This is a genomic window from Bacillus pretiosus (assembly GCF_052947655.1).
On the sequence record NZ_CM129593.1, the window covers coordinates 615,149 to 637,644 of the forward strand.

A 22,496-nucleotide genomic window follows, 5' to 3' on the forward strand; every position below is an offset into this window, starting at 1 on the left:
TTTTTTAGAAAATTAACATTTATCAATTTATATTTCTCAAGATTTTATGTATTATTAGAGTAATGGGGGTAATGAGAATGGAGGAGGACAATGCAACAAACATTAGAAAAAATAGGCAAACAAGTCTTTTATAAACGGCTACAGCAAAAAATGACACAAGAAGAATTATGTCAGGGCATTTGTTCTGTCTCATACTTAAGTAAAATCGAAAATGGAAAGATCGAGGCATCAGAAGAAATTCTACAATTGCTCTGCACAAGGTTAGAAATTGCCGTGACGGATTTGAGAGATGTAGAAGAAGATGTGAAGGGGAAGCTAGATGAATGGTTGAATGCACTAGTTCATTTGGACAAGCCGCAAGTAGAACGCATATATGAAGAGTTGCAAGGTGAAATGAAGCATGTTTTGGATTTTGAAATTATAAATTATTATAAACTGCTGTATACGCGTTATTTAATTATGAAACGAGATTTTCTGGCTGTTGAAGAAGAATTAGAGAGATTAAAAAAGATGTACAAAAAGTATTCGCCATTTCAGAAATTATTATATACGTATAGTAAAGGTCTATATTATTTTTTACAGCATAAATATAAAACGGCCTTAGATTATTTAGTTCAAACTGAAGTGATGGCGAAAGAACAAGGCTATTATGAAACTGGAATCTATTATAATTTAGCTCTTGTTTATAATGAATTAGAAATAGAACATATGGCTTTACATTTTGCTCATTTAGCTATGGAAGGCTTTAAGAATGAATATAAATTTCGTCATGTGATTAATTGCCAGTTATTGATAGGGTTAAGTTATATACAGAAAAAACAATATAACGAAGCTTTAGGAATTTATAGAAATATTTTAAGAGAGGCTAATTCTTTTGCGGATAAAGATAACATAACAGCGATTGCTCTAAATAACATGGGGTATTTACATTACCATTTAAAGGATTATGCAAAAGCGAAAGAGTATTATTTACAATGTTTACAATACAAGAAGGAAGAAGATTTAGATTACATTGATGCTGTATATGAGATTGCATTGCAATGTATTGAATTGAAGGAATTTGAAGAAGTAAAAGAGTGGATTAATAAAGGGATAGAAGTTGCGAAAAGAGATGAGAAGTATAAAAGTATGTTATATACACTTTTAATACTTCAATATAAATATTTTGAAGAGAAGGGGGTGTATAAAAAGTTTTTAGAAACAGAAGCTTTAACATTTTTTAAGCAAGAGGAAAATAAAAAAGATTTAAAAAAGGTATATTTAGAATTAGCAAAATATCATGAAGAAGTATTAGAATTCCAAGAAAGTAATCGGTATTATAGACTAACTATTAATTTATTAGAAGAAAAGGGAGGAAGATGAATATGAAGAAAATGATTTTTGGTGCACTAGCATTAGTGGCTATATTAGTAGTGTTAGAACCTCAATATGCTTGGACTGGAGATATGTATGGTCAAGCTAAAGAACTAATAGAAGTAATAAATTCTTAATAAAAACCCCTTTCCAATCGGAAAGGGGTTTTTTCAATATTTGTTCCTCAAAATTCTACAAAACTTGAGAAAATAATTATTTGAATTTTTAGTATATTAATAGTGGAAACATAGTGCTACGATAAAACTACTCTTTTTCAAAAAATAATTTATTAGGGGGAAGATTCATGAAAAAGAAAAGTTTAGCGTTAGTGTTAGCGGCAGGAATGGCAGTTACAACGTTTGGAGGGACAGGCTCTGCATTTGCGGATTCTAAAAATGTGCTCTCTACGAAGAAGTACAATGAAACGGTGCAATCACCTGAGTTTATTTCTGGTGATCTAACTGGAGCGACTGGTAAGAAAGCAGAATCTGTTGTGTTTGATTACTTAAACGCAGCAAAAGGTGATTATAAGTTAGGGGAAAAGAGTGCGCAAGATTCTTTCAAAGTAAAACAAGTGAAAAAAGATGCTGTAACTGATTCAACAGTAGTACGTATGCAACAAGTATACGAAGGAGTACCTGTATGGGGTTCTACTCAAGTAGCTCATGTAAGTAAAGATGGTTCTTTAAAAGTATTGTCTGGAACAGTTGCACCTGATTTAGACAAAAAAGAAAAGTTGAAGAATAAAAATAAGATCGAGGGCGCAAAAGCAATTGAAATTGCGCAAAAAGATTTAGGTGTTACACCTAAGTATGAGGTAGAACCAAAAGCGGACTTATATGTATATCAAAATGGTGAAGAAACAACATATGCATACGTTGTAAATCTAAACTTCTTAGATCCAAGCCCAGGAAACTACTACTATTTCATTGAAGCAGAAAGCGGTAAAGTATTAAATAAGTTTAATACAATCGATCATGTGACGAATGATGATAAGTCACCAGTTAAACAAGAGGCTCCTAAGCAAGATGCAAAAGCAGTTGTAAAGCCTGTAACAGGAACAAATAAAGTAGGAACTGGTAAAGGGGTATTAGGAGATACGAAATCGCTTAATACAACGTTATCTGGATCATCTTACTACTTACAAGATAATACACGCGGGGCAACGATTTTCACATATGATGCGAAAAATCGTTCAACATTACCAGGAACATTATGGGCAGATGCAGATAATGTTTTCAATGCAGCGTATGATGCAGCAGCGGTAGATGCTCATTACTATGCAGGTAAAACATATGATTACTATAAAGCTACATTTAATAGAAATTCTATTAATGATGCAGGAGCGCCGTTAAAATCAACAGTTCATTACGGAAGTAATTATAATAATGCATTCTGGAACGGATCACAAATGGTATACGGAGATGGTGATGGTGTAACGTTTACTTCATTATCTGGTGGAATTGATGTAATTGGTCATGAATTAACGCATGCGGTTACGGAAAATAGCTCGAATTTAATTTATCAAAATGAATCAGGAGCATTAAATGAAGCAATTTCTGATATCTTTGGTACATTAGTAGAGTTCTATGATAACCGTAATCCAGATTGGGAGATTGGTGAAGATATTTACACGCCTGGTAAAGCAGGAGACGCACTTCGCTCTATGAGTGATCCGGCGAAATATGGTGATCCAGATCATTATTCTAAGCGTTACACTGGTTCAAGTGATAACGGTGGAGTTCATACGAACAGTGGTATCATTAACAAACAAGCTTATTTATTAGCAAATGGTGGTACACATTCTGGTGTAACTGTAACTGGTATTGGTAAAGATAAGTTAGGTGCAATTTATTACCGTGCAAATACACAATATTTCACGCAATCTACTACATTTAGCCAAGCTCGTGCTGGTGCAGTACAAGCTGCAGCTGATTTATATGGTGCGACTTCTGCGGAAGTAGCAGCAGTGAAGCAATCATTTAGTGCTGTTGGTGTAAACTAAGGGTTTAAGAGAGTATTATTAATAAAATACTTCAAAAATAAAGAAGGAGCCTATGCTCCTTCTTTATTTTTTTCTCCATTTTTTCCACAAATAAAACAATCCAACACAACCCGCTATTGTTACAATCCACTTCGCTTCATTCGTTCCATTCATGACATGATAGGCAGAATATACTTCGATTAACAAAGCCGGTATTTTACCTATTGTGCTGGCAATACTGAAAGAGAGTAATGACATTTTGCCTAGAGCGGCAAATAAAGTAACGATACTTGATGGGATGAAAGGTATGAATCGAAACGATAGAACGAGTAGAAAGGCCTCTCTACCTTCTACATAAAGTAGGCGTTCTACCTTTGGATACTTATTTGCTTTGTTGTGAGTGAATTTCTGAAGGCCTATACGATAAATATAAAACGAGATAATAGCCCCTAATGCCTCACCTGCGATCGAAATAATGGTCCCGTTTGTTACACCAAAGAGCTGTATGTTAATAGCGGTCAAAAAAATACTAGGGATAAAACCTAAAAGACTGATGATGATATTAATTAAGATACTAAGTGGAATTGCGATTGAATAATAGTCTGTTAAGAAGTTTTGAATTGTTTCAGCCATTGTTTAAAATCCTTTATCTTTTTTTGCATTACACCATATTTCTATTGTGTAGGCAAGTGCAAATTTACATAATGTAGGAAACTGTTGATAAAACACCGTTTATATACCTTATATAGGTATAGGGTATATAAAATGAGGGGTATATTTTTCTGGTTTGGAAAACACCGGATAAATCCTGTATTTACAGAGTTTGTTCGGTGTTTTAAGTGGTGTTTTAAGTCGGGAAATAATCGAAAAAATATAGGGGTATATTTCGGATAGGGTCCAAAATAGTAGTTTGATGAAACTAGGGTGGTAATATGGCAAAATTGATGAGGAATTTTAAAAATGTATATGTTTTTTCGTTGTGAAATTGACTTTTAGTGAAGTTACGATAATAATCATGGAAGAGGTGATATGATGAAACGAATAAGTAGTCTTTTCTTGAGTAGTTTATTGGCATTAATGCTGATCTTAAGTGGATGTGCAGGAAAAGAACAAAAAACAGAGAAACAAACAGGGAATCAATCGACATCAGTAGAAAAAATTAGTGATAATATTTTAGATGAAATGGAAGGGCCACCTAAAAATGGTCATACGATTGAAAGACATGTAGGAAAATCAGAAGAGGATTTGAAGAATCGCTTGAAGACAGATAAAGTATCAGCGGCAAGTACATACTATGATAAGGAAACAGCGACGAAAGCTGTAAAAGATAGTTTGAAGCAGCATGATAAGGAAATTCAAGATTGGTTAAAAAATTCTAAAGAGGCTCGTCTCGTATTAAATACAACTCATTCATTCCCAGTTGGAAAAACGGTAATAAAGAAAAATATGAATGTAAAAGACAAGTTAGTAAAAACTGTTACTGTTTTGGCGAGAGATAAGTCAGGAGATTTAGGATATAAGATCATTACTTCTTATCCATCTGATAAATAAGAAGGGGGAGTAAATATGTATACGACATTACAATATTTTCTCAAATCGTATTGTACGTTAAGTATCCATGAGGATGAAATAGTAGGCGTGATGGAAGAGTTTATAGAGCAAGAAGATGAAGAAATTGTTTTGAAATTACGCAATGAATTATTATATATGAAGAAAAAAAACGCTTGGGAAGAGGCGTGTGTATTAGCTGCGAAGCAAGGAAATCGCATGTGGTCTTTAGAAGAAACGAAAGACCATCTTGAAGCTTTTTTACTACTATTGCAAACAAAAAAGGCGTGAATAGATCACGCCTTTTTTGTTTGCCAATTTGATGGTGTCTCATTGTGTTGGGGCACTTTTATATACGCTTTTTGAAATTTGTCCATTTGATACTACTTCACCGTTTTGTGTTACTTTTTTATACGTAACCGCTGTTATTTTATCACCAGTTCTACTAACTACTTGAGAAGAAACTTCAACATTTTTACCAGTATTTGTACCAAAAATGCGAGTAGTAATACTACCGCCATTTGAAAATGCTTGAATATAAATATGATTGCCTGTATTGTTTTTAAATTTTAAATCCGGACCATAATCTGCCACTGCTGCATCTTGCCCAAGTGGTAAATAATTTACGGGCATAGAATGATTGCTTCGAGAAACAATTCCTAAATCTGCTCTTAAAGCTGCGCTATATAAAGTGCTACTAACTTGGCAAACGCCTCCGCCTGCACTTTGTATAACTTTACCTTGTGAAAATACTGCTGCGGATTTATAACCATGGGCAGCATCCGTTACGCCAACACGGCCATTAAAACTAAACGTTTCATCAGGTGCGACAATAACTCCACTTAAAGTATTAGCTGACTTATTTACGTTATAGGACTGGTTTCCATTCCGACCAGCCATTGGAGTTGAATATTCAGCAATTACTTCTTTAATCCCCATTTTCTGTATATCTTCTGTAGAACGCTCAGGTTTTAAGAGTGTAACTGGTAATGTAACGTCCGATGAGCCAGAAGTAATGGCCTGCTGCGTTAAATCAGTTAATTTTCCTTTATCAATTTTTTCTCCATTTTGACTTTGGCTAATATTTACTGTAGAGCCTTCAACACTTAATTCTGCATTAATAGGATTTTTTAATGTTTCATTATATTTATCCTTCATAAAGCTTTCATAAGCAGTTGTATTTAATTGAGCTGTTAATTTATAGTCACGTTTTAATTCACCGTTTTCGGCCTGCTTCCGCATTTGATAACGATTCATTGCGTTTCCTTCTTGTTCTTTAAAGATTTTGTCAATAATATCTTTTTCCTTATAATTTATCCCTAAATCTTTCCATGTGTACGTTTGTTTATCATTTTGGAATATGTAGGTAAGAGATTTTTGATCTAATTCAGTTACCTTTTGATTAATAATTGCTTGAATATCTTTTTTATTTTTTCCATCGAGAGAAATACCTTCAAATGTAGTATTTGGTAATGCAGTAGTATCTAATTGATTATTTAGTTTGGATACATATTGATATCCACCAACACCGCCTACACAAAGTAATATGCCCCCAGTAATTGCAGAACCGATCAGTATTTTACTTAGCTTCATTTATTTCCCCCCAGAAATTTTTGTATAAATATATGTATTACATTTTTTGTATAAAAATGATGAAAATAACATTATGTACGTACTAGTATACTATTATTTCCACTATGTGTGTAATGTTTTTATAAAAAACGTTACACTGTTGTAATAATTGTATCTTTTTGTCACAATATGTACGAGAAATATGTTGAAAATTATAATAAAAAGGCTGTCTAGAAAGATCTAGCAGCCTTTTTATTATAATTTTTTATGTTCATTTTTATTCGTAACACCGAGATGTTCTTGTAGTGTTGTCGAAATATTATTGACGCTTTTTTCATTTGGAACGTAATAATAAATACCACCTATATATTTATCAGTACCTTCTACTTGCATTTTGTCCATTTTCAAATTGGAATCCATTGAATTTTTGGCAATTGTCATCATATCATCAAAAGTTAAATTTGTTTTTAAGTCTTTATCGACAGCGTCTAATAGGCCACCGATTTTATTAATGGAATTAAGAGATAGTGCTTTTGCAGCAATAGCTTCTAGAACAAGCTGTTGTCGTTGACCGCGCATATAATCACTGTCGATATGGCGAGTTCTAGCTAGCGCTAATGCCTCTTCTCCATTTAAATGTTGACGTCCTTTTTTCAGATGAATAGCATCTGCTTCGTCTTTACTATTTTGTTCTGAAAACTCAACCGGAACATCGACAGTAATACCACCAAGAGAATCGACAATTTTGATAAATGATTTAAAGTTGAATTTTACATAGTAATCAACTGGAACATCTAAAAATTTCTCCACTGTATCAATTGTGCTATCCACACCACCGAATACGTGCGCATGTGTAATTTTATCGTATTTATCACGTGATTTAATGTAGACACGTGAGTCACGTGGAATACTCACAAGTTTAACAGATTTATCGTTTTTATTAATTGTTGCAAGTAATAGCGCATCCGTACGAGTTGCTTTTCCATAACTCTTGTCCCTAATATCACTTTCATCAACACCCATAATAAGTACGGAAATGTTGTCAGTCATAGGTTTCACAGCTTTTTCACGTTTGCTGGATTTATCCCCGCGGCCCAGTTCAGAATAGGCATTACTTAATACAGACTTTGCTTTACTGTATATATGGAAGGAGTAACCTCCTGCTCCAAGTGCTATAATCAGTAATGGAATAAGAAGGAACCAGAGTAGGCGTTTTTTCTTTGAGTTTCCTTTTTTGGCTCGGGTGTCTTTGTTCATATCGGATTTCATCATTTTTCTCCTTTAAAACTATCAAAGTGTATACATCTAGAAGCGCATTCAAACACATAAAAAATATTGTACGCTAAATAAAAGCGATTGTACATGTATAAAAAATAGATGTCTTGATTATTTATAAGACACCTATTCGTTATTGTATACAAAAGATAGGGATAAGAAAATGATAAAATTTTACCTAATTACAACATAATGCTTACGATAATTGCAGATAAAATGCTAACGAGAGTAGCTCCATATAGTAATTTAAGGCCAAATCTGGCAACGACGTTTCCTTGTTCTTCGTTTAACCCTTTTACTGCACCTGAAATAATGCCGATAGAAGAAAAGTTGGCAAAAGAAACGAGGAAAACAGAAATGATCCCCACTGTACGGGGAGAAAGGCTATTAGAAAGTTTACTAAGGTCCATCATTGCCACAAATTCATTCGTTACAAGCTTCGTTGCCATAATGCTACCAGCTGTGACAATTTCAGAACTTGGTACACCGATAAGGAATGCAACAGGCGCAAATACGTAGCCGATTAATTGCTGGAAAGTAATGCCGAATATAATGAGGAATAGGTCATTAATGCAGCTAATTAATGCGACGAATCCGATGAGCATAGCGCCGACAACGATGGCTACGCGAAAGCCATCTAGAATGTATTCTCCAAGCATTTCAAAAAAGCTTTGCTTTTCGCCTTTAATTTCTAAAATATCTTCGTCATCTTTCACGTCGTAAGGATTGATGATGAGTATGATAATAAAACCACTAAATAAATTGAGAACGAGTGCGGTTACTACATATTTAGGCTCGATCATTGTCATATAGGCACCTACGATAGACATAGATACGGTTGACATGGCAGAAGCACAAAGTGTATAAAGACGGTGTTTTGGAATTTGAGCTAATTGCTTTTTAACTGTAATAAAAACTTCTGATTGGCCGACAATGGCAGAGGCGATAGCGTTGTAAGATTCTAATTTCCCAAGACCATTTATTTTGCTAAGGAAGTAACCGATCCAATGAATAAAAAATGGTAGTATTTTGAAATGTTGTAGTATACCAATTAAGACGGAAATGAAGACAATCGGTAATAATACAGTAAGGAAAAATGACATTTCACCTTTATTGGCAAGACCGCCAAATACAAAGTTTATACCATCAGCAGCATACTCGAGTAGCTTTGTAAACAGACTGGAAATGACCCGAATAAGTATGAGGCCGATTTCTGTATTTAATAATAAATAGGTTAAAATCAACTGTATAATAAGCATGATGAAAATTGGTTTAAATTTAATATGTTTCTTATTGTTGCTAGCAATATAAGCAAGGAAGAAAACAACGATAAGTCCCACGAAAAAAGTAATAAATTTCATAGTAAGCCCCCTAAAAGAGATATTCTGCTATATATGTTTTTCATTTCAAGGGAGAATATGCATCTTTGGTAAAGAAAGGAATAGAGAGAGCATGAATATATGTAGAGTGCACCACGTTGCAATTATTTGTTCGAATTATGAACTGTCAAAGGATTTTTATACTCGGATATTAGGTTTTAAAGCGATAAATGAAGTATATAGAAAAGAACGAGATTCTTATAAGTTAGATTTATGTGTAGGGGAAGAGTATCAAATTGAATTATTTTCATTTCCTAGTCCACCTGAGCGCCCGAGTTTTCCAGAAGCAGCTGGACTTAGACATTTAGCATTTGCTGTTACAAATATAGAAGAAGCTGTAAACCATTTAAAACAATACGGTGTGGAGACTGAAGCGATACGTATGGATGAAATTACGGATAAAAAATTTGTCTTTTTCCAAGATCCTGATGGCTTGCCTTTAGAATTGTATGAGGCTTGAAATTGGTGAATTTTATACAGGGTTGCTTTCAAATAAATGAAGAAACTAAAGTGAAACTTCTTTTTTAAAGGAGGTGTAACTTTAGCTAAGAAAGCTAAAGGACATATGTGGATATTTTAAAATTACTGATGGTAGTTATCCTTATTGCGTTAACAGCATTTTTTGTAGCTGTTGAGTTTGCAATTATTAAGGTACGTAGCAGTCGTATTGATCAACTCGTTAGTGAGAAACGACGAGGAGCATTGGCAGCTAAAAAAGTAACTTCGAATTTAGATGAGTATTTATCAGCATGTCAGTTAGGTATTACAATTACTGCTTTAGGGCTTGGGTGGTTAGGAGAGCCCACTATAAAACATATAATCGAGCCGTTGTTTTTAAAACTACACCTATCTCCTGCAATTGCAAGTACAGTTTCATTTATTATTGCCTTTGCAGTTATTACGTTTTTACATGTTGTCATTGGTGAACTTGCTCCGAAGACGCTTGCTATACAAAGGGCAGAACAAGTTAGTTTATTATTATCGAAGCCAATTATTTACTTTTACCGAGTAATGTATCCGTTTATTTGGGCTTTAAATGGTTCTGCAAGGCTTGTGACAGGGTTATTCGGATTACATCCGGCTTCTGAACATGAAGTTGCTCATTCGGAGGAAGAATTACGATTAATCTTATCCGAGAGTTATGAGAGCGGAGAGATTAATCAAAGGGAATTTAAATATGTAAATAATATTTTTGAATTCGATAATAGAGTCGCAAAGGAAATTATGGTACCTCGTACGGAAGTTGTAGGTTTATATGAGGACGAACCATTTGAAACACATATTAAAATAATCGCACAAGAAAAGTACACGAGATATCCCGTATTTGGTGAAGATAAAGATGAAATTATTGGGATGGTTAATGTAAAGGATTTATTTATTCGTTATATGGATGGTAATCGAGACGAGGGGTGCTCGATTAAGCCATATACAAGACCAGTTATTGAAGTGTTAGAAAATATTCCTATTCATGATTTGCTATTACAAATGCAAAGAAAACGAATTCCATTAGCTGTATTATATGATGAATATGGTGGTACAGCGGGGATCGTTACACTAGAAGATATTTTAGAAGAAATTGTTGGAGAAATCCGAGATGAATACGATGAAGATGAACACCCGCCTATAGAGCATATAAGTGAAGGCTATAAAATCGTAGAGGGAAAAGTGCTTATTAGTGAAGTAAATGATTTATTTGGCCTACACTTAATCGCTGCTGATGTAGATACAATTGGTGGCTGGATTATGGTACAAAAGCAAATCGTTGCTGAAGGAGATATTATTGAAAAACACGGCTTTTCTTTTAAAGTTCTTGAAAAGGATATGCATCAAATTAAACGAGTGGAAATAAAGAAGGTAGAAGAATGATTTTCTATAAATTTTTATCAAGCTATTTGTGGGCAGTAAGACCCCTACTTCAAAATTCAGCGAAAGCGAAGAAGTTAGATGGGGGATCAACAAAACCCCCACTGATTAAAGTTTCACTTTATAAAAGGTATATATAGAAAAATAAATGTTTGCGCTTTCAAAAAAGGTACTATATAGTGAAGGTGGATACTGAAAAATTCTTCTGAATGATACTCGTTTTTTTAGAGGCGAATTTTTTAGATAAGGATTTAGAATGAAAAGTATAGGTGATGAAAATGATAGCAACGAAGGATATACGTATAGAGAAAGATTTTTTAGGTGAAAAGGAAGTACCGAGTGTAGCTTATTATGGGGTACAAACATTACGTGCTGTAGAAAACTTCCCGATTACAGGATATCGCATTCATCCGTCACTCATTACGGCAATGGCAATTGTGAAAAAAGCGGCGGCACTTGCAAATATGGATACTGGTTACTTAGCTAAAGACATTGGATATGAAATTGCAGAGGCAGCGCAAGAAATTGTTGATGGGAAATTCCATGATCAATTTATCGTGGATCCAATCCAAGGCGGTGCTGGAACTTCTATTAATATGAATACAAATGAAGTAATCGCTAATCGAGCTTTAGAACGTATGGGATGTGAAAAAGGCGAGTATGTGAAAATTAGCCCAAACACGCATGTGAACATGGCTCAATCAACGAATGATGCGTTTCCAACGGGAATTCATATTGCAACTCTTATGATGTTAGAAGAACTTCTTATTACAATGGAAGAACTTCATGCTGCTTTCCGTGAAAAAGCAAAAGAGTTCGACCACGTCATTAAAATGGGACGTACACATTTACAAGATGCTGTTCCGATTCGTCTTGGACAAGAATTTGAAGCGTATAGCCGAGTGCTTGAACGTGATATAAAAAGAATTAAACAGTCTCGCCAACATTTATATGAAGTGAACATGGGGGCGACAGCTGTTGGTACGGGATTAAATGCAAACCCTACGTACATTGAACAAGTGGTTAAACACTTGCGAACATTTAGCGGATTCCCACTTGTTGGTGCAGAGCATTTAGTTGATGCAACGCAAAACACAGATGCATACACAGAAGTATCTGCGGCATTAAAAGTATGTATGATGAATATGTCTAAAATTGCAAATGATCTTCGTATTATGGCATCTGGTCCACGTGTTGGATTGGCGGAAATTCAATTACCAGCTCGCCAACCAGGTTCATCTATTATGCCAGGTAAAGTAAATCCTGTTATGGCAGAAGTAATTAATCAAGTTGCTTTCCAAGTAATTGGTAATGATCATACAATTTGCTTAGCATCAGAAGCAGGACAATTAGAGTTAAACGTAATGGAGCCTGTACTCGTATTTAATTTAATTCAATCTATTAGTATTATGAATAACGGATTCCGTGTATTCCGTGAATATTGTATTAAAGGAATTACAGCAAATGAAGAATTGCTGAAGCAATATGTAGAGAAAAGTGTTGGAATTATTACAGCGGTGAACCCTCATATTGGTTACGAAGTAGCATCTCGTATTGCACGTGAAGCAATTGAAACAGGAAAATCTGTTAGGGAGCTATGTTTAGAACATGGTGTACTGACAGAAGAAGAATTGGATATTATTTTAGATCCATTCGAAATGACGCATCCTGAAATTGCTGGAGCTTCTTTATTAAAGAATAAGAAGATGTAATATGAATAAAACACCGATCCATTTGGATCGGTGTTTTATTTTTAAAAGATATTAAATACAGCGTTTAATTGAAGTAAGCTAATAATAGCTAAGAAGATTAAACTGTATTTCATCGCTGTTTTAAATAGGGCAGACTCTTTACCAACTAGTCCAACTGCTGCACAAGCAACGGCTACAGATTGTGGTGAAACCATTTTTGCCATTGTACCACCTACTACGTTTAATGCAACAAGAGTAGAAGGAACGATGTTTAATTGATCTGCAGTTACTGCTTGAAGCGGTGCGAATAATGAACCACTTGATACTACTGAACCTGTAATGAATACGCCAATCCATCCTAAGATTGGAGAAAGAACTGGGAATGCATTACCAGTAGAAGAGAATGCCAGTCCAAGTGTAGATGACATACCAGAGTAGTTCTCTACGTAAGCTAAAGCGATAACGCTACAGATTGTATATACTGGAGCTTTTAGTTCTTTCATTGTTTCTACTATTAATTCTTTAACCATTTTACCTTTTACGCGGTAAACGATAAGTGAAACAATAATTGCTAATACGATTGCAGTAGTTGTAGATGAGAATACATCAAACTTGAAAACAGCCGCGAAAGGTGTATCAGCTTTTGTAATTGGTGTAGTTTTCATAACAGCATTATGAAGACCAGGGAACTGAATGTTAAATACTAAGTTTGCTAGTGCGCCATCCGGAGCAAATAAAGCTTTAATTGGTTTTAAATTAAAGATTGTTACGAATGCAGTTAAGAATACGAATGGAGACCAAGCATATAAAATTTGATTGAATGTATGAGATTCTTGTTTTTCTTGTTTTTCTTCTGTAGAAGAAGATTTTGGTTGCCAAACACGTAAGAATAATGCTAGAGAAACCATACTTACAACGGCTGCGAAAATATTAGTAAGTTCTGCACCTAAGAAGTAAGTCACAAGGAACTGAGTTATAGCGAAAGAAAAACCACTTACAAGAATACCTTGCCAAGTTTCTTTAATACCTTTAATTCCATCAACCATTGAAACAAGTAAGAAAGGTAAAACAATACTAATGAATGGTAAAATAAGAACAGTTTGACGACCGATAGTTAATGCGTCTAGCTCAGTTAATTGTGCTGGTACTGTAACTGGGATACCCATAGCACCCATAGCACCACCAGCGATGTTAGCTACTAAACAAATACCTGCTGCTTTTAATGGATTAAAGCCCATACCCACAAGTAATGCAGCTGTAATAGCAACTGGAACCCCTAAACCAGCTGCGCCTTCTAAGAAAGCACCGAAAGAATAAGCGATTAATAATACTTGTAAACGTTGATCATTTGTAATGCTTGAAATACTATCACGAATGATGTTGAATTGCTCTGTTTTAACAGTTAATTTGTAAAGGAAAATTGCTGCGATAACGATAGTACAAATTGGATAAAATCCAGATAAAACACCGAATCCGGCAGATGCTACAGCTACGGTTGCTGGCATTTTATAAACGAATATAGCAAGAATAATAGCGACAATCACACTGTAAAGACCAGCCATATAACTTTTCATTTTCAGTCCCATTAAACAAATGATGAAGCAGAAAATTGGAAGTGCTGCGATTAGTGCAGATAACCAAATATTGTTTAATGGGTCATAAATTTGTGTCCAAGTACTCATAATAATGACAACTCCTATCTATTTTATGTGAAGAAATTCACATTATTTGTGAAACAATTCACAATCAACTTACATGCTTAGTATATTCTCCTTCAACACTATTGTCAACGTAAAAAAGTATAATTATTCCATAATAGTATTAAAAGAAATGCTTTGTTCATAAAGTAGACAAAAAGCAAACTCAAATAGATTTGAGTTTGCTTTTTGAAGTTATTTCTATATTGTTTTATTTGTTCGTATATCATTAATCTTATATGTTAGATGACGTCTTTGCATTAAGTATATAGGATGTTGAAATTTGATAGGTGTCACATGCTGGTCTGAGTTGATCTAGTAAGAAAGAGAAACCAAATGCATTTAATAGGAAGTTTTGAATAACAGTCTGAGCAAGTACAATACGAATTAAAACAACAATAAGTCAATTTTTAATATTACATTATCTTTTTTTACTGAAAATTCCTTTTAGCATAACAAAGAGGTTAAATATAACCCGAATACGTTACGATAGGTTATCAATTATAGACGGTATTTTACAATATCGTTACTGTACGTTGCAGTGAGGTGAAAATATAACAAAAAGCTTGATAAAACAACGTTTGTAAGCAAAGTATTCATAGCCCTTACTTTTGCTTTTTCATTATATCATATAGTATAATATTCAAAATCAGCAAGGAATTTTTCCTGAATTCTTTCCTGATAAAGGTGGAAAAAATTTTCAGCATTATAGGTTGATAAAGTTATGTCGTAACAGGAAATATAAGAACAGATATATAAATAAATAAAAAGAAAATAAAAACGAAAATGAGGGGAACTTTATGAGCCAAAATCAATTCGAATGTCGTATTTCAGAAGAAGATGTACAAATGTTAAGAGCGTTAGCGCATCCGTTACGTTTACGCCTAGTAATGGAACTAATGCAACGTGGAACTTGTAATGTAACACAATTACAGGAAGTGTTAGAAATTCCACAATCAACGGTTTCGCAACATTTAACGAAATTAAAACAAAATAAAGTAGTGCGCTTTGAAAGACGAGGACTAGAAGTGTATTATCAAATTCATAATGATAAAGTAAGTGAAGTTGTAAAAACATTATTTTCTTAAAATTTGAATATTATGGAAAAAGACGTGTGGGATATACGTCTTTTTTTATTTGTCAGAAAGGTGATATGAGAGTAAATGTTAGCATGTAAGGAAGAAAAGGCTACGAATTAACATGCTACTGTATGGAATATATTCTAAAGGGAAAAGAAAAGATAGAAAGGAGTGTAGTAAGTAAAAGGAGGAATAGTAGTATGGATGTAAAACGTGTGAAACAAATCTTATCTTCTTCAAGTAGCATTGACGTTACATATGAGGGCGTACCAGTATGGATTGAGAGCTGTGACGAGCAGAGTGGAGTTGCTCAAGTGTATGATGTATCTAATCCTGGGGAAAGCGTTCACGTGAACGTGACGGCTTTAGAGGAGAAATGATAAAAAAGACGCTTCTAATTTTAGAAGCGTCTTTTTATTTCCTATTCCATCATATGTGCAATTTTCTTAGAGAACATAAGAAGTACTAATCCTAGCACGATTACGATAACACCGATGCTTGCGAATACTTCTAAATAGCCTAAAGATTGAGTGAAGGCAGCTAATTGTCCTGCTAATAAGTTTGCGAAGCCAGTACCAGCTAACCATACACCCATTAATAATGATGCTAATTTAACCGGAGCGATTGCACTTACCATAGATAATCCGATTGGTGATAAGAATAATTCACCGATTGTATGGAACATGTAAGTGAATACAATGAATAGTAAGTTTGCTTTCATTGCAATATTACTTTCATCGCTACCAGTTTTTAATACAGCTAAAGTTAGAACTAAATATCCAATCCCTAGTAAAATCATACCAAATGCCATTTTTGTTGGGATTTTTAAGTCACCATTTTTCGTTTTTGAAAGTTTAATCCATAATGCAGAAACAGGTAATGCTAGTAAGATAATGAATAGTGGGTTTACAGATTGGAACCAAGGTGTTGGAATTGTAAATCCACCAATTGTACGATCCACGAACTTATCTGTGTAAAGTGTTAAAGAACTACCAGCTTGTTCAAATCCTGCCCAGAAGAATACAACGAAACAAGTTAAAATTAAAATTGCAGTAGTACGTTTTTTCTCTTGTGTTGTTAAAGGTTTTTTCTCAATTGCTTTTGCATTTTTTTCTTTAGATTTTTTCCCTACAACAGTTGTTCCGATTGATCCTAAGTAACGAGGTGCTAATAAGTTAAATATAATCTGTCCAATAACCATACCGATACAAGCTGTTAAGAATCCATATTTATAATCTGCGAAATAACCGCAAATGATTGGAGCAATAAGAGCCCCTAAGTTAATTCCCATGTAGAAGATAGTGAAGGCACTATCACGGCGAGAATCATTTTCGCTATATAATTGACCTAATAAAGTCGAAATATTTGGTTTGAAGAATCCGTTACCAATAACTAATAATCCTAATCCTAAGAAAACTCCAGTTTTCGTGTTCATTGAAAATAGTACGAAGTTACCAATTGCCATAATGATACCACCAATAGTAATGGCGTGACGTTTCGATATGAAATGGTCAGTTAGCCAACCGCCGATAATCGGCGTGAAGTATACTAACATTGTGAAAATACTGTAAATTTGTACTGCAGTTGCTTTATCAAATCCTAAACCGCCACTTATTAAGCTCGTTGATAAATAAAGAACTATTAAGGCACGCATTCCGTAATAGCTAAATCTTTCCCATGCCTCTGTAAAGAACAACAAGTATAACCCTGGTGGATGTTTTTTTGGTGATTGTTGCTCTCCAGCTTTGTCTAATTTTAAAGCTGCATCCATTTTTGTTTCCCCCTAATCCTGTATAACGGATATTTATGTAATCATTTTAATTTACAAAATATTTAGAAGTCAATAGAATTATATGGAAATAGAAAGAAAATTTCTAAAAAAGTTCTATTTTCCTTCAACCGTTATTGTATTTTGCCCTGAAAACTCGATAATAAGCGTTTTCAAATGTAGTAATTGAATTCTAAACGAATTCAAAATAGTGATTAATCAGAAAATTTAGATTAAAATATATATTTCGGTATAAAGAAAATATATACTATTTATTTTTATAATATAACATATTGGGAATAAAAATACAAAATGAAATAATGTGACATTTAAGTGAATTGAAAAATAACCAGCTCCATAGAAGGGGAGCTGGTTAAGGAAATATTATTTAACAAAGCGTTTTTCGATATCATCTAATAGTAGGTTAGCAGCCATTACACCACCAGCTGTATTCCAAATAACGTCATCAACTTTGTATGCTTTACCATTTTTCACTGCATTTAAATTTTTAAATAGCGGATCATTGATATATTCTTTTTCTAATTCAGAGCCTTTTTTCTCATTTCCTTTATCGAATGTGAAGTAGAATAATACGTCGCCATCCATTGCAGAAATACGTTCTTTAGACACGTTACGCTCTGCAAAGTCGTCTTTATTTTGGTCACCAGGGCGTTTAAATCCAAGCTCTTTTAAAATAACACCAGAGAATGTATCACCATGATAAATACGAACATCACCAGGCATGAAGCGAACCATAGAGATTTCTTGATTTACTTTATCGCCTAGTTTAGCTTTTAAATCTTGCATACTTTTATCGTAATCAGCTAAAACCTTTTGACCTTCTTTTTCTTTATTTAATGCTTTTGCATAAAATTTGAAGTTATCTTTCCATTCACCACGTAGCGTCTCAGAGAACACAGTAGGTGCAATTGCTGTTAGTTGCTCGTACACTTTTTCGTGACGCATTTTGTTACCGATAATTAAGTCTGGTTTTAAAGAAGCGATTGTTTCCACGTTCACTTGTCCCTCATCACCAACAACTTTTACATCTTTCATTTTATCTTTAATATGTGGATACCATGGATCCCCAGTCCAAGATTTTACAGCCCCAACTGGTTTCACACCTAGTTCAAGTAAAGCTTCAGTTCCTTCATTTGTTAAAATGACTACACGTTTTGGATTAGCAGGAACTTCTGTTTTACCCATTGCGTGTTCCACTGTAATCATTTCTTTTTTTGTATCTTCTTTTGTTTCCTCTTTCGTATTTGATTTTCCACAAGCACTTAAAAGTAATGAAAAGGCTAGTAAAAATACAAATACTGTAAACGATTTCTTTCGTGTTAAATTCATTATGTACCCCCTACATACTGAGAAGTTTTTTCAATAGCAAGCATGATATTAAGCTTTTATCTTTTGATTGTCAATACATATCAATGAAAATAGTTCTCATTATCGTTGACAATGAGAATTAAGTTGAAATACACTTACAACGTATCATTATACATTGAAGGGGAAACGCTGCATGTTATTAAAAACAAATCAAGCAAAATGGATTGGATTATTTGTTGGAATCATTGCAGTCATTATTTGTATTTGGGGAAGTATTATTTTCGGATATACAAATACGAGCTGGAAATTAGCGTTAGATGCTTTTTTTCATTTTAATGGTTCCAATGAACATATTATTATTCAAAATGTGCGTTTACCAAGGGCATTAATTGCAGCTAGTGTTGGTGCTAGTTTAGCCATTGCCGGTTGTCTTATGCAAACTTTAACGAAGAATCCACTTGCTTCTCCAGATTTTATTGGATTAAATTCAGGTGCTGCTTTCTTCATAGTTGTAGCAATTGTTATTTTTTCCGTGACATCATTATCAGCTTTCACGTGGATTGCCTTTTTAGGGGCAGCAATTGCAGCTGTGCTCGTATTTGCTTCTAGTTCTTTAGGAAAAGAAGGGACGACGCCTCTTAAGTTAACGTTAGCAGGGGTCGCAATTAGTGCGTTATTTTCATCATTAACGCAAGGATTACTTGTGTTAAATGAAAAAGCGCTTGAAGAAGTACTGTTTTGGCTTGCCGGATCTGTGCAAGGAAGAAAGTTAGAAATTTTACAATCTGTATTCCCATATTTATTAGTAGGCTGGATCGCATCTCTTATGATGGCAGGGAAAGTAAATACAATAATGATGGGGGAAGACGTTGCAAAAGGACTTGGACAAAGAACGATTTTAATGAAATCATTCGTACTATTTATTATTGTCCTGTTGTCTGGTGGTTCAGTTGCAGTCGCTGGTCCGATTGGATTTATTGGTATTGTTACTCCGCATTTTGCCAGATTTCTTGTTGGAGTAGATCACAGGTGGAGAGTACCGTATAGCGGATTGTTAGGTGCAATACTATTAATCTTAGCTGATATAGCAGCAAGATATGTCATTATGCCACAAGAAGTACCAGTAGGGGTTATGACAGCGTTTATCGGGGCACCATTCTTTATTTATATTGCACGTAAGAGAGGGCTTAGCAAATGAAGAAGTATATTCCGTTTCGTATAGGAAAAGGTGGGCTCTCGTTTTTAATGTATAAACGAGCTTGTCTCGTCTTATTCAGTTTACTAGTTGTTTTAATAGGAGTATTTTTTGCGAGTGCAGGTATGGGAGACATGAAAATTCCTCCGTATGATGTATGGCAAGCGATTACTGGAAATGGCGATGCAATGTCAAATATGGTTGTAAACAAGTTTCGTATGCCGCGTATTTTGATTGCCATCCTTGTAGGAATCGCACTTGCTGTAGCAGGATGTATTTTACAGGGTCTCGTTCGAAATCCACTGGCTTCTCCTGATATCATCGGGATTACAGGTGGTGCAAGTGTTGCAGTTGTATTATTTTTAGCTATATTCAGTGATAAAAATAATGCGCTAACCGTAAGCATTCATTATATGCCGTTAGCAGCCTTCGCTGGGGCAACGATTGTAGCACTTTTTGTATATTTATTTGCATGGAGAAATGACGGATTATCACCGATTAGTCTTGTTTTAATTGGTGTTGGTTTTTGGGCATTAACGAAAGCGGCAACGACTTTGTTTATGTTGTTAGCGCCAATTTATCAAGCGAGTCAAGCGAATGTATGGATTACAGGTACTGTTTACGGCTCTTCATGGCAAAACGTTATGGTGCTTGCGCCGTGGGTTCTCATTTTAACGGTAATATCATTTATAGCTGCTAGACATTTAAATGCACAAGAGCTAGGGGATGATATTGCGGTAGGACTTGGTGTTCCTTTAACGAAGTCACGCGTATTCATGTTATTACTGAGTACAGCTTTAATTGGTGGCGCAGTTGCCTTTGCCGGAGGAATTGGGTTTGTCGGTTTAATGGCACCTCATATTTCACGAAGACTAGTTGGTTCTTTATACGGTGCATTACTCCCAGTTGCGGCTATTGTTGGTGCAATTTTAGTACTTGCTGCAGATTTAATTGGGCGTACAGTTTTCACACCACTTGAAATTCCAGCAGGGGTATTTACATCAGCAATTGGTGCACCTTATTTTATTTATTTACTTTATAAAAGTCGGAATTCATAAAGGGAGATGAATATGCAAAGAGCATTGGAGACGAAACGTTTGACGTTGTCTTATGGTGAAACAATTATTATTGATGAGTTGAATTTAGAAATTCCAAAAGGCGAAATTACAATCTTTATCGGTTCTAACGGTTGCGGGAAATCAACTTTATTACGTTCACTAGCTAGATTATTAAAGCCAACAACTGGTGACATTTTGTTAGATAATCAAGCCATTCAAAGTATGCAAACGAAGCAAATTGCTCGTCAAATGGCAATTTTACCGCAAGGACCGCAAGCGCCAGAAGGACTTACAGTATTGCAGCTTGTAAAGCAAGGGCGTTATCCATATCAAACATGGCTGAAGCAATGGTCAGAAAAAGATGAAGAAATGGTACAAAAAGCACTTGCAGCAACAGGTATGACAGAATTTGCTGAGCGTGATGTGCATGCTCTTTCAGGTGGACAACGTCAACGTGCTTGGATTGCAATGACGCTTGCACAAGATACAGATATCATTTTACTGGATGAGCCTACTACATATTTAGATATGACTCACCAAATTGAAGTGCTAGATTTATTATTTGAATTAAATGAAACAGAACAAAGAACAATTGTTATGGTATTACACGATTTAAATTTAGCATGCCGTTATGCAGACAATATTGTAGCCATTCAAGATAAACAAATATATGCACAAGGTAAGCCAGAAGAAGTAGTAGATGAGAAGCTAGTACGTGATGTGTTCCGAATGGAATGTCAAATTAGTACGGATCCGTTATTTGGGACGCCACTTTGTATTCCACATGGAAAAGGAAGACGTGTACGTAAAGAGGTTGCTCAGGCAATGAGATAATAAAAAAGTCGATGATGATTCATCGTCTTTTTTATTTTTCGCAAGAGAATAGTAGGAAGAGGGGAATTCGTAAACGTCGTTCATATTCTTCTTCGCTCTGAAAATAAGTTTGATTTGGTGTAGCTTCTTTTATATTTGTAATCGTAAATCTAGCTTGTTGTAATAATGTAAAATATTCTTCCGTTGTACGATGATATTTAATAACTTCTTGATCAATCCAAGGTTCAACGCGTTTTCCCATTTTAAAATAATCATCGACGAGCCAGCTTGTTCTTTTTCCGCTCGTTTGCAAGCTTTCAAATGAAGAAGTAATAACAGGGTGTTGAACACTAAAAGTAAAGAGTCCATTTGTTTTTAAAGCTTCGTACACATTTTGAAAAATGATAGGAAGATGTTCAATATAATGTAAGGCGAGTCTAGACGTTACTAAATCAAAAGTAGAAGGAGGGTATGTGTAGTCTTTGAGGTTTAAACAATGGACGGTTCCATTTTTATTTTCTAGTTGTTTTTTAGCTTTTTCATACATAAGTTCGGAGCCTTCAATACCAGTGTAAGAGTGGCAGCCATTCTCTAATAATTCCTCGCCAAACTTGGCGTCACCGCAGCCTAAATCGAGGATTTTCTTTCCTTTCACATCACCAATGAGTTGAAAGAAGGCTGGTTTTTCAAGTGATTCATTTGGGCTATTTTCTCGGTATCTTCGTTTCATATATTGTTCAAAAAATGCTTCGTTATTATATACATCAGATTCAGTAAATGCCATGATTGAAGCCCCCTTAAATATTTTTTTTATTCTACCAAATATGAAAAGTAAATGATAGATTTCTTGTAATGAATCATATATAATCTAGAATTGTAAGCGGTTACTTTA

21 protein-coding genes are annotated in these 22,496 nt (G+C 34.6%); 13 read left to right on the top strand and 8 right to left on the bottom strand.

What is annotated here, in order from left to right; translation table 11 throughout:
• The first annotated feature begins 90 nt into the window (after positions 1-90).
• The 3 genes from ACU8YW_RS03140 (at position 91) to ACU8YW_RS03150 (ending at position 3,358) form a co-directional block, all read left to right on the top strand.
• Positions 91-1,362, top strand: a complete 1,272-nt coding sequence (locus ACU8YW_RS03140) for a helix-turn-helix domain-containing protein (RefSeq protein ID WP_088061805.1) — start codon at positions 91-93, stop codon at positions 1,360-1,362.
• Between the two features lie 2 nt (positions 1,363-1,364).
• The gene (locus ACU8YW_RS03145) at positions 1,365-1,490 is read left to right on the top strand and encodes an NprX family peptide pheromone (protein WP_131933998.1); all 126 of its coding nucleotides are present in this window, start codon (positions 1,365-1,367) and stop codon (positions 1,488-1,490) included.
• 167 nt (positions 1,491-1,657) lie between these two features.
• Positions 1,658-3,358 (top strand): M4 family metallopeptidase, encoded by a 1,701-nt coding sequence (locus ACU8YW_RS03150; protein ID WP_088061807.1) that lies wholly within the window; start codon positions 1,658-1,660, stop codon positions 3,356-3,358.
• 63 nt (positions 3,359-3,421) lie between these two features.
• Here ACU8YW_RS03150 and ACU8YW_RS03155 read toward each other — a convergent pair whose 3' ends face one another.
• Complete coding sequence (locus tag ACU8YW_RS03155) at positions 3,422-3,970, bottom strand: TVP38/TMEM64 family protein (protein ID WP_088061808.1); 549 nt, start codon at positions 3,968-3,970, stop codon at positions 3,422-3,424.
• 399 nt (positions 3,971-4,369) lie between these two features.
• Between ACU8YW_RS03155 and ACU8YW_RS03160 the strand changes: the two genes are divergently transcribed.
• Together ACU8YW_RS03160 and ACU8YW_RS03165 are read left to right on the top strand one after the other, a co-directional pair.
• On the top strand, positions 4,370-4,888 hold the full coding sequence (locus ACU8YW_RS03160) for an RNase A-like domain-containing lipoprotein (RefSeq protein WP_000822712.1): 519 nt from the start codon (positions 4,370-4,372) through the stop codon (positions 4,886-4,888).
• Between the two features lie 15 nt (positions 4,889-4,903).
• Complete coding sequence (locus tag ACU8YW_RS03165) at positions 4,904-5,176, top strand: hypothetical protein (protein ID WP_149213936.1); 273 nt, start codon at positions 4,904-4,906, stop codon at positions 5,174-5,176.
• A gap of 39 nt (positions 5,177-5,215) precedes the next feature.
• Here ACU8YW_RS03165 and ACU8YW_RS03170 read toward each other — a convergent pair whose 3' ends face one another.
• The 3 genes from ACU8YW_RS03170 to ACU8YW_RS03180 form a co-directional block, all read right to left on the bottom strand.
• The gene (locus ACU8YW_RS03170; protein ID WP_088121263.1) at positions 5,216-6,478 is read right to left on the bottom strand and encodes a VanW family protein; all 1,263 of its coding nucleotides are present in this window, start codon (positions 6,476-6,478) and stop codon (positions 5,216-5,218) included.
• A 234-nt stretch (positions 6,479-6,712) separates the two neighbouring features.
• Entirely contained in the window at positions 6,713-7,729 is a 1,017-nt protein-coding gene (locus ACU8YW_RS03175; protein WP_304488583.1) for an LCP family protein, read from the bottom strand.
• A 185-nt stretch (positions 7,730-7,914) separates the two neighbouring features.
• Positions 7,915-9,093 (bottom strand): NupC/NupG family nucleoside CNT transporter, encoded by a 1,179-nt coding sequence (locus ACU8YW_RS03180; protein ID WP_088121265.1) that lies wholly within the window; start codon positions 9,091-9,093, stop codon positions 7,915-7,917.
• A gap of 91 nt (positions 9,094-9,184) precedes the next feature.
• On the opposite strand from ACU8YW_RS03180, the gene gloA2 reads away from it, so the two are divergent.
• The 3 genes from gloA2 (at position 9,185) to aspA (ending at position 12,686) form a co-directional block, all read left to right on the top strand.
• Complete coding sequence (gene gloA2 / locus ACU8YW_RS03185; RefSeq protein WP_149213934.1) at positions 9,185-9,571, top strand: SMU1112c/YaeR family gloxylase I-like metalloprotein; 387 nt, start codon at positions 9,185-9,187, stop codon at positions 9,569-9,571.
• A gap of 107 nt (positions 9,572-9,678) precedes the next feature.
• Entirely contained in the window at positions 9,679-10,977 is a 1,299-nt protein-coding gene (locus tag ACU8YW_RS03190) for a hemolysin family protein (RefSeq protein ID WP_149213933.1), read from the top strand.
• A gap of 275 nt (positions 10,978-11,252) precedes the next feature.
• Positions 11,253-12,686 (top strand): aspartate ammonia-lyase, encoded by a 1,434-nt coding sequence (aspA, locus tag ACU8YW_RS03195; RefSeq protein ID WP_149213932.1) that lies wholly within the window; start codon positions 11,253-11,255, stop codon positions 12,684-12,686.
• Positions 12,687-12,727: 41 nt separating this feature from the next.
• Here aspA and ACU8YW_RS03200 read toward each other — a convergent pair whose 3' ends face one another.
• Positions 12,728-14,347: an L-lactate permease gene (locus ACU8YW_RS03200; RefSeq protein ID WP_000109124.1), complete on the bottom strand. Its 1,620-nt coding sequence runs from the start codon at positions 14,345-14,347 to the stop codon at positions 12,728-12,730.
• A gap of 815 nt (positions 14,348-15,162) precedes the next feature.
• Here ACU8YW_RS03200 and ACU8YW_RS03205 point away from each other — a divergent pair.
• Complete coding sequence (locus ACU8YW_RS03205) at positions 15,163-15,450, top strand: ArsR/SmtB family transcription factor (RefSeq protein WP_000081429.1); 288 nt, start codon at positions 15,163-15,165, stop codon at positions 15,448-15,450.
• Positions 15,451-15,641: 191 nt separating this feature from the next.
• Entirely contained in the window at positions 15,642-15,821 is a 180-nt protein-coding gene (locus ACU8YW_RS03210; protein WP_000382688.1) for an acid-soluble spore protein H, read from the top strand.
• Between the two features lie 41 nt (positions 15,822-15,862).
• Here the strand turns inward: ACU8YW_RS03210 and ACU8YW_RS03215 are convergent, their stop codons facing one another.
• Together ACU8YW_RS03215 and ACU8YW_RS03220 are read right to left on the bottom strand one after the other, a co-directional pair.
• Positions 15,863-17,212: a peptide MFS transporter gene (locus tag ACU8YW_RS03215; RefSeq protein ID WP_149213931.1), complete on the bottom strand. Its 1,350-nt coding sequence runs from the start codon at positions 17,210-17,212 to the stop codon at positions 15,863-15,865.
• A 381-nt stretch (positions 17,213-17,593) separates the two neighbouring features.
• Positions 17,594-18,559, bottom strand: coding sequence for an ABC transporter substrate-binding protein (locus tag ACU8YW_RS03220; RefSeq protein ID WP_149213930.1), 966 nt, complete (start codon positions 18,557-18,559; stop codon positions 17,594-17,596).
• A gap of 172 nt (positions 18,560-18,731) precedes the next feature.
• Between ACU8YW_RS03220 and ACU8YW_RS03225 the strand changes: the two genes are divergently transcribed.
• The 3 genes from ACU8YW_RS03225 to fpuD are packed head-to-tail and all read left to right on the top strand — an operon-like array spanning position 18,732 to position 21,625.
• Positions 18,732-19,736: a FecCD family ABC transporter permease gene (locus tag ACU8YW_RS03225; RefSeq protein ID WP_088061827.1), complete on the top strand. Its 1,005-nt coding sequence runs from the start codon at positions 18,732-18,734 to the stop codon at positions 19,734-19,736.
• A complete protein-coding gene (locus ACU8YW_RS03230; protein ID WP_088061829.1) occupies positions 19,733-20,791 on the top strand; it encodes a FecCD family ABC transporter permease in 1,059 nt (352 codons plus the stop codon). Before ACU8YW_RS03225 ends, ACU8YW_RS03230 begins: the two co-directional genes overlap by 4 nt.
• 12 nt (positions 20,792-20,803) lie before the next feature.
• Positions 20,804-21,625 carry a petrobactin ABC transporter ATP-binding protein FpuD gene (fpuD, locus tag ACU8YW_RS03235; protein WP_149213929.1) on the top strand — a complete coding sequence of 274 codons (822 nt, stop codon included), beginning with the start codon at positions 20,804-20,806 and terminating at the stop codon, positions 21,623-21,625.
• 31 nt (positions 21,626-21,656) lie between these two features.
• Here fpuD and ACU8YW_RS03240 read toward each other — a convergent pair whose 3' ends face one another.
• Positions 21,657-22,388, bottom strand: coding sequence for a class I SAM-dependent DNA methyltransferase (locus tag ACU8YW_RS03240; RefSeq protein WP_149213928.1), 732 nt, complete (start codon positions 22,386-22,388; stop codon positions 21,657-21,659).
• Positions 22,389-22,496 lie beyond the last annotated feature (108 nt).

Excerpts from the sequence above, each read along its gene's own strand:
- ACU8YW_RS03140 (WP_088061805.1), top strand. The coding sequence starts at position 91 with ATGCAACAAACATTAGAAAAAATAGGCAAACAAGTCTTTTATAAACGG.
- ACU8YW_RS03145 (WP_131933998.1), top strand. The coding sequence starts at position 1,365 with ATGAAGAAAATGATTTTTGGTGCACTAGCATTAGTGGCTATATTAGTA.
- ACU8YW_RS03150 (WP_088061807.1), top strand. The coding sequence starts at position 1,658 with ATGAAAAAGAAAAGTTTAGCGTTAGTGTTAGCGGCAGGAATGGCAGTT.
- ACU8YW_RS03155 (WP_088061808.1), bottom strand. The coding sequence starts at position 3,970 with ATGGCTGAAACAATTCAAAACTTCTTAACAGACTATTATTCAATCGCA.
- ACU8YW_RS03160 (WP_000822712.1), top strand. The coding sequence starts at position 4,370 with ATGAAACGAATAAGTAGTCTTTTCTTGAGTAGTTTATTGGCATTAATG.
- ACU8YW_RS03165 (WP_149213936.1), top strand. The coding sequence starts at position 4,904 with ATGTATACGACATTACAATATTTTCTCAAATCGTATTGTACGTTAAGT.
- ACU8YW_RS03170 (WP_088121263.1), bottom strand. The coding sequence starts at position 6,478 with ATGAAGCTAAGTAAAATACTGATCGGTTCTGCAATTACTGGGGGCATA.
- ACU8YW_RS03175 (WP_304488583.1), bottom strand. The coding sequence starts at position 7,729 with ATGATGAAATCCGATATGAACAAAGACACCCGAGCCAAAAAAGGAAAC.
- ACU8YW_RS03180 (WP_088121265.1), bottom strand. The coding sequence starts at position 9,093 with ATGAAATTTATTACTTTTTTCGTGGGACTTATCGTTGTTTTCTTCCTT.
- gloA2 (WP_149213934.1), top strand. The coding sequence starts at position 9,185 with ATGAATATATGTAGAGTGCACCACGTTGCAATTATTTGTTCGAATTAT.
- aspA (WP_149213932.1), top strand. The coding sequence starts at position 11,253 with ATGATAGCAACGAAGGATATACGTATAGAGAAAGATTTTTTAGGTGAA.
- ACU8YW_RS03200 (WP_000109124.1), bottom strand. The coding sequence starts at position 14,347 with ATGAGTACTTGGACACAAATTTATGACCCATTAAACAATATTTGGTTA.
- ACU8YW_RS03205 (WP_000081429.1), top strand. The coding sequence starts at position 15,163 with ATGAGCCAAAATCAATTCGAATGTCGTATTTCAGAAGAAGATGTACAA.
- ACU8YW_RS03210 (WP_000382688.1), top strand. The coding sequence starts at position 15,642 with ATGGATGTAAAACGTGTGAAACAAATCTTATCTTCTTCAAGTAGCATT.
- ACU8YW_RS03215 (WP_149213931.1), bottom strand. The coding sequence starts at position 17,212 with ATGGATGCAGCTTTAAAATTAGACAAAGCTGGAGAGCAACAATCACCA.
- ACU8YW_RS03220 (WP_149213930.1), bottom strand. The coding sequence starts at position 18,559 with ATGAATTTAACACGAAAGAAATCGTTTACAGTATTTGTATTTTTACTA.
- ACU8YW_RS03225 (WP_088061827.1), top strand. The coding sequence starts at position 18,732 with ATGTTATTAAAAACAAATCAAGCAAAATGGATTGGATTATTTGTTGGA.
- ACU8YW_RS03230 (WP_088061829.1), top strand. The coding sequence starts at position 19,733 with ATGAAGAAGTATATTCCGTTTCGTATAGGAAAAGGTGGGCTCTCGTTT.
- fpuD (WP_149213929.1), top strand. The coding sequence starts at position 20,804 with ATGCAAAGAGCATTGGAGACGAAACGTTTGACGTTGTCTTATGGTGAA.
- ACU8YW_RS03240 (WP_149213928.1), bottom strand. The coding sequence starts at position 22,388 with ATGGCATTTACTGAATCTGATGTATATAATAACGAAGCATTTTTTGAA.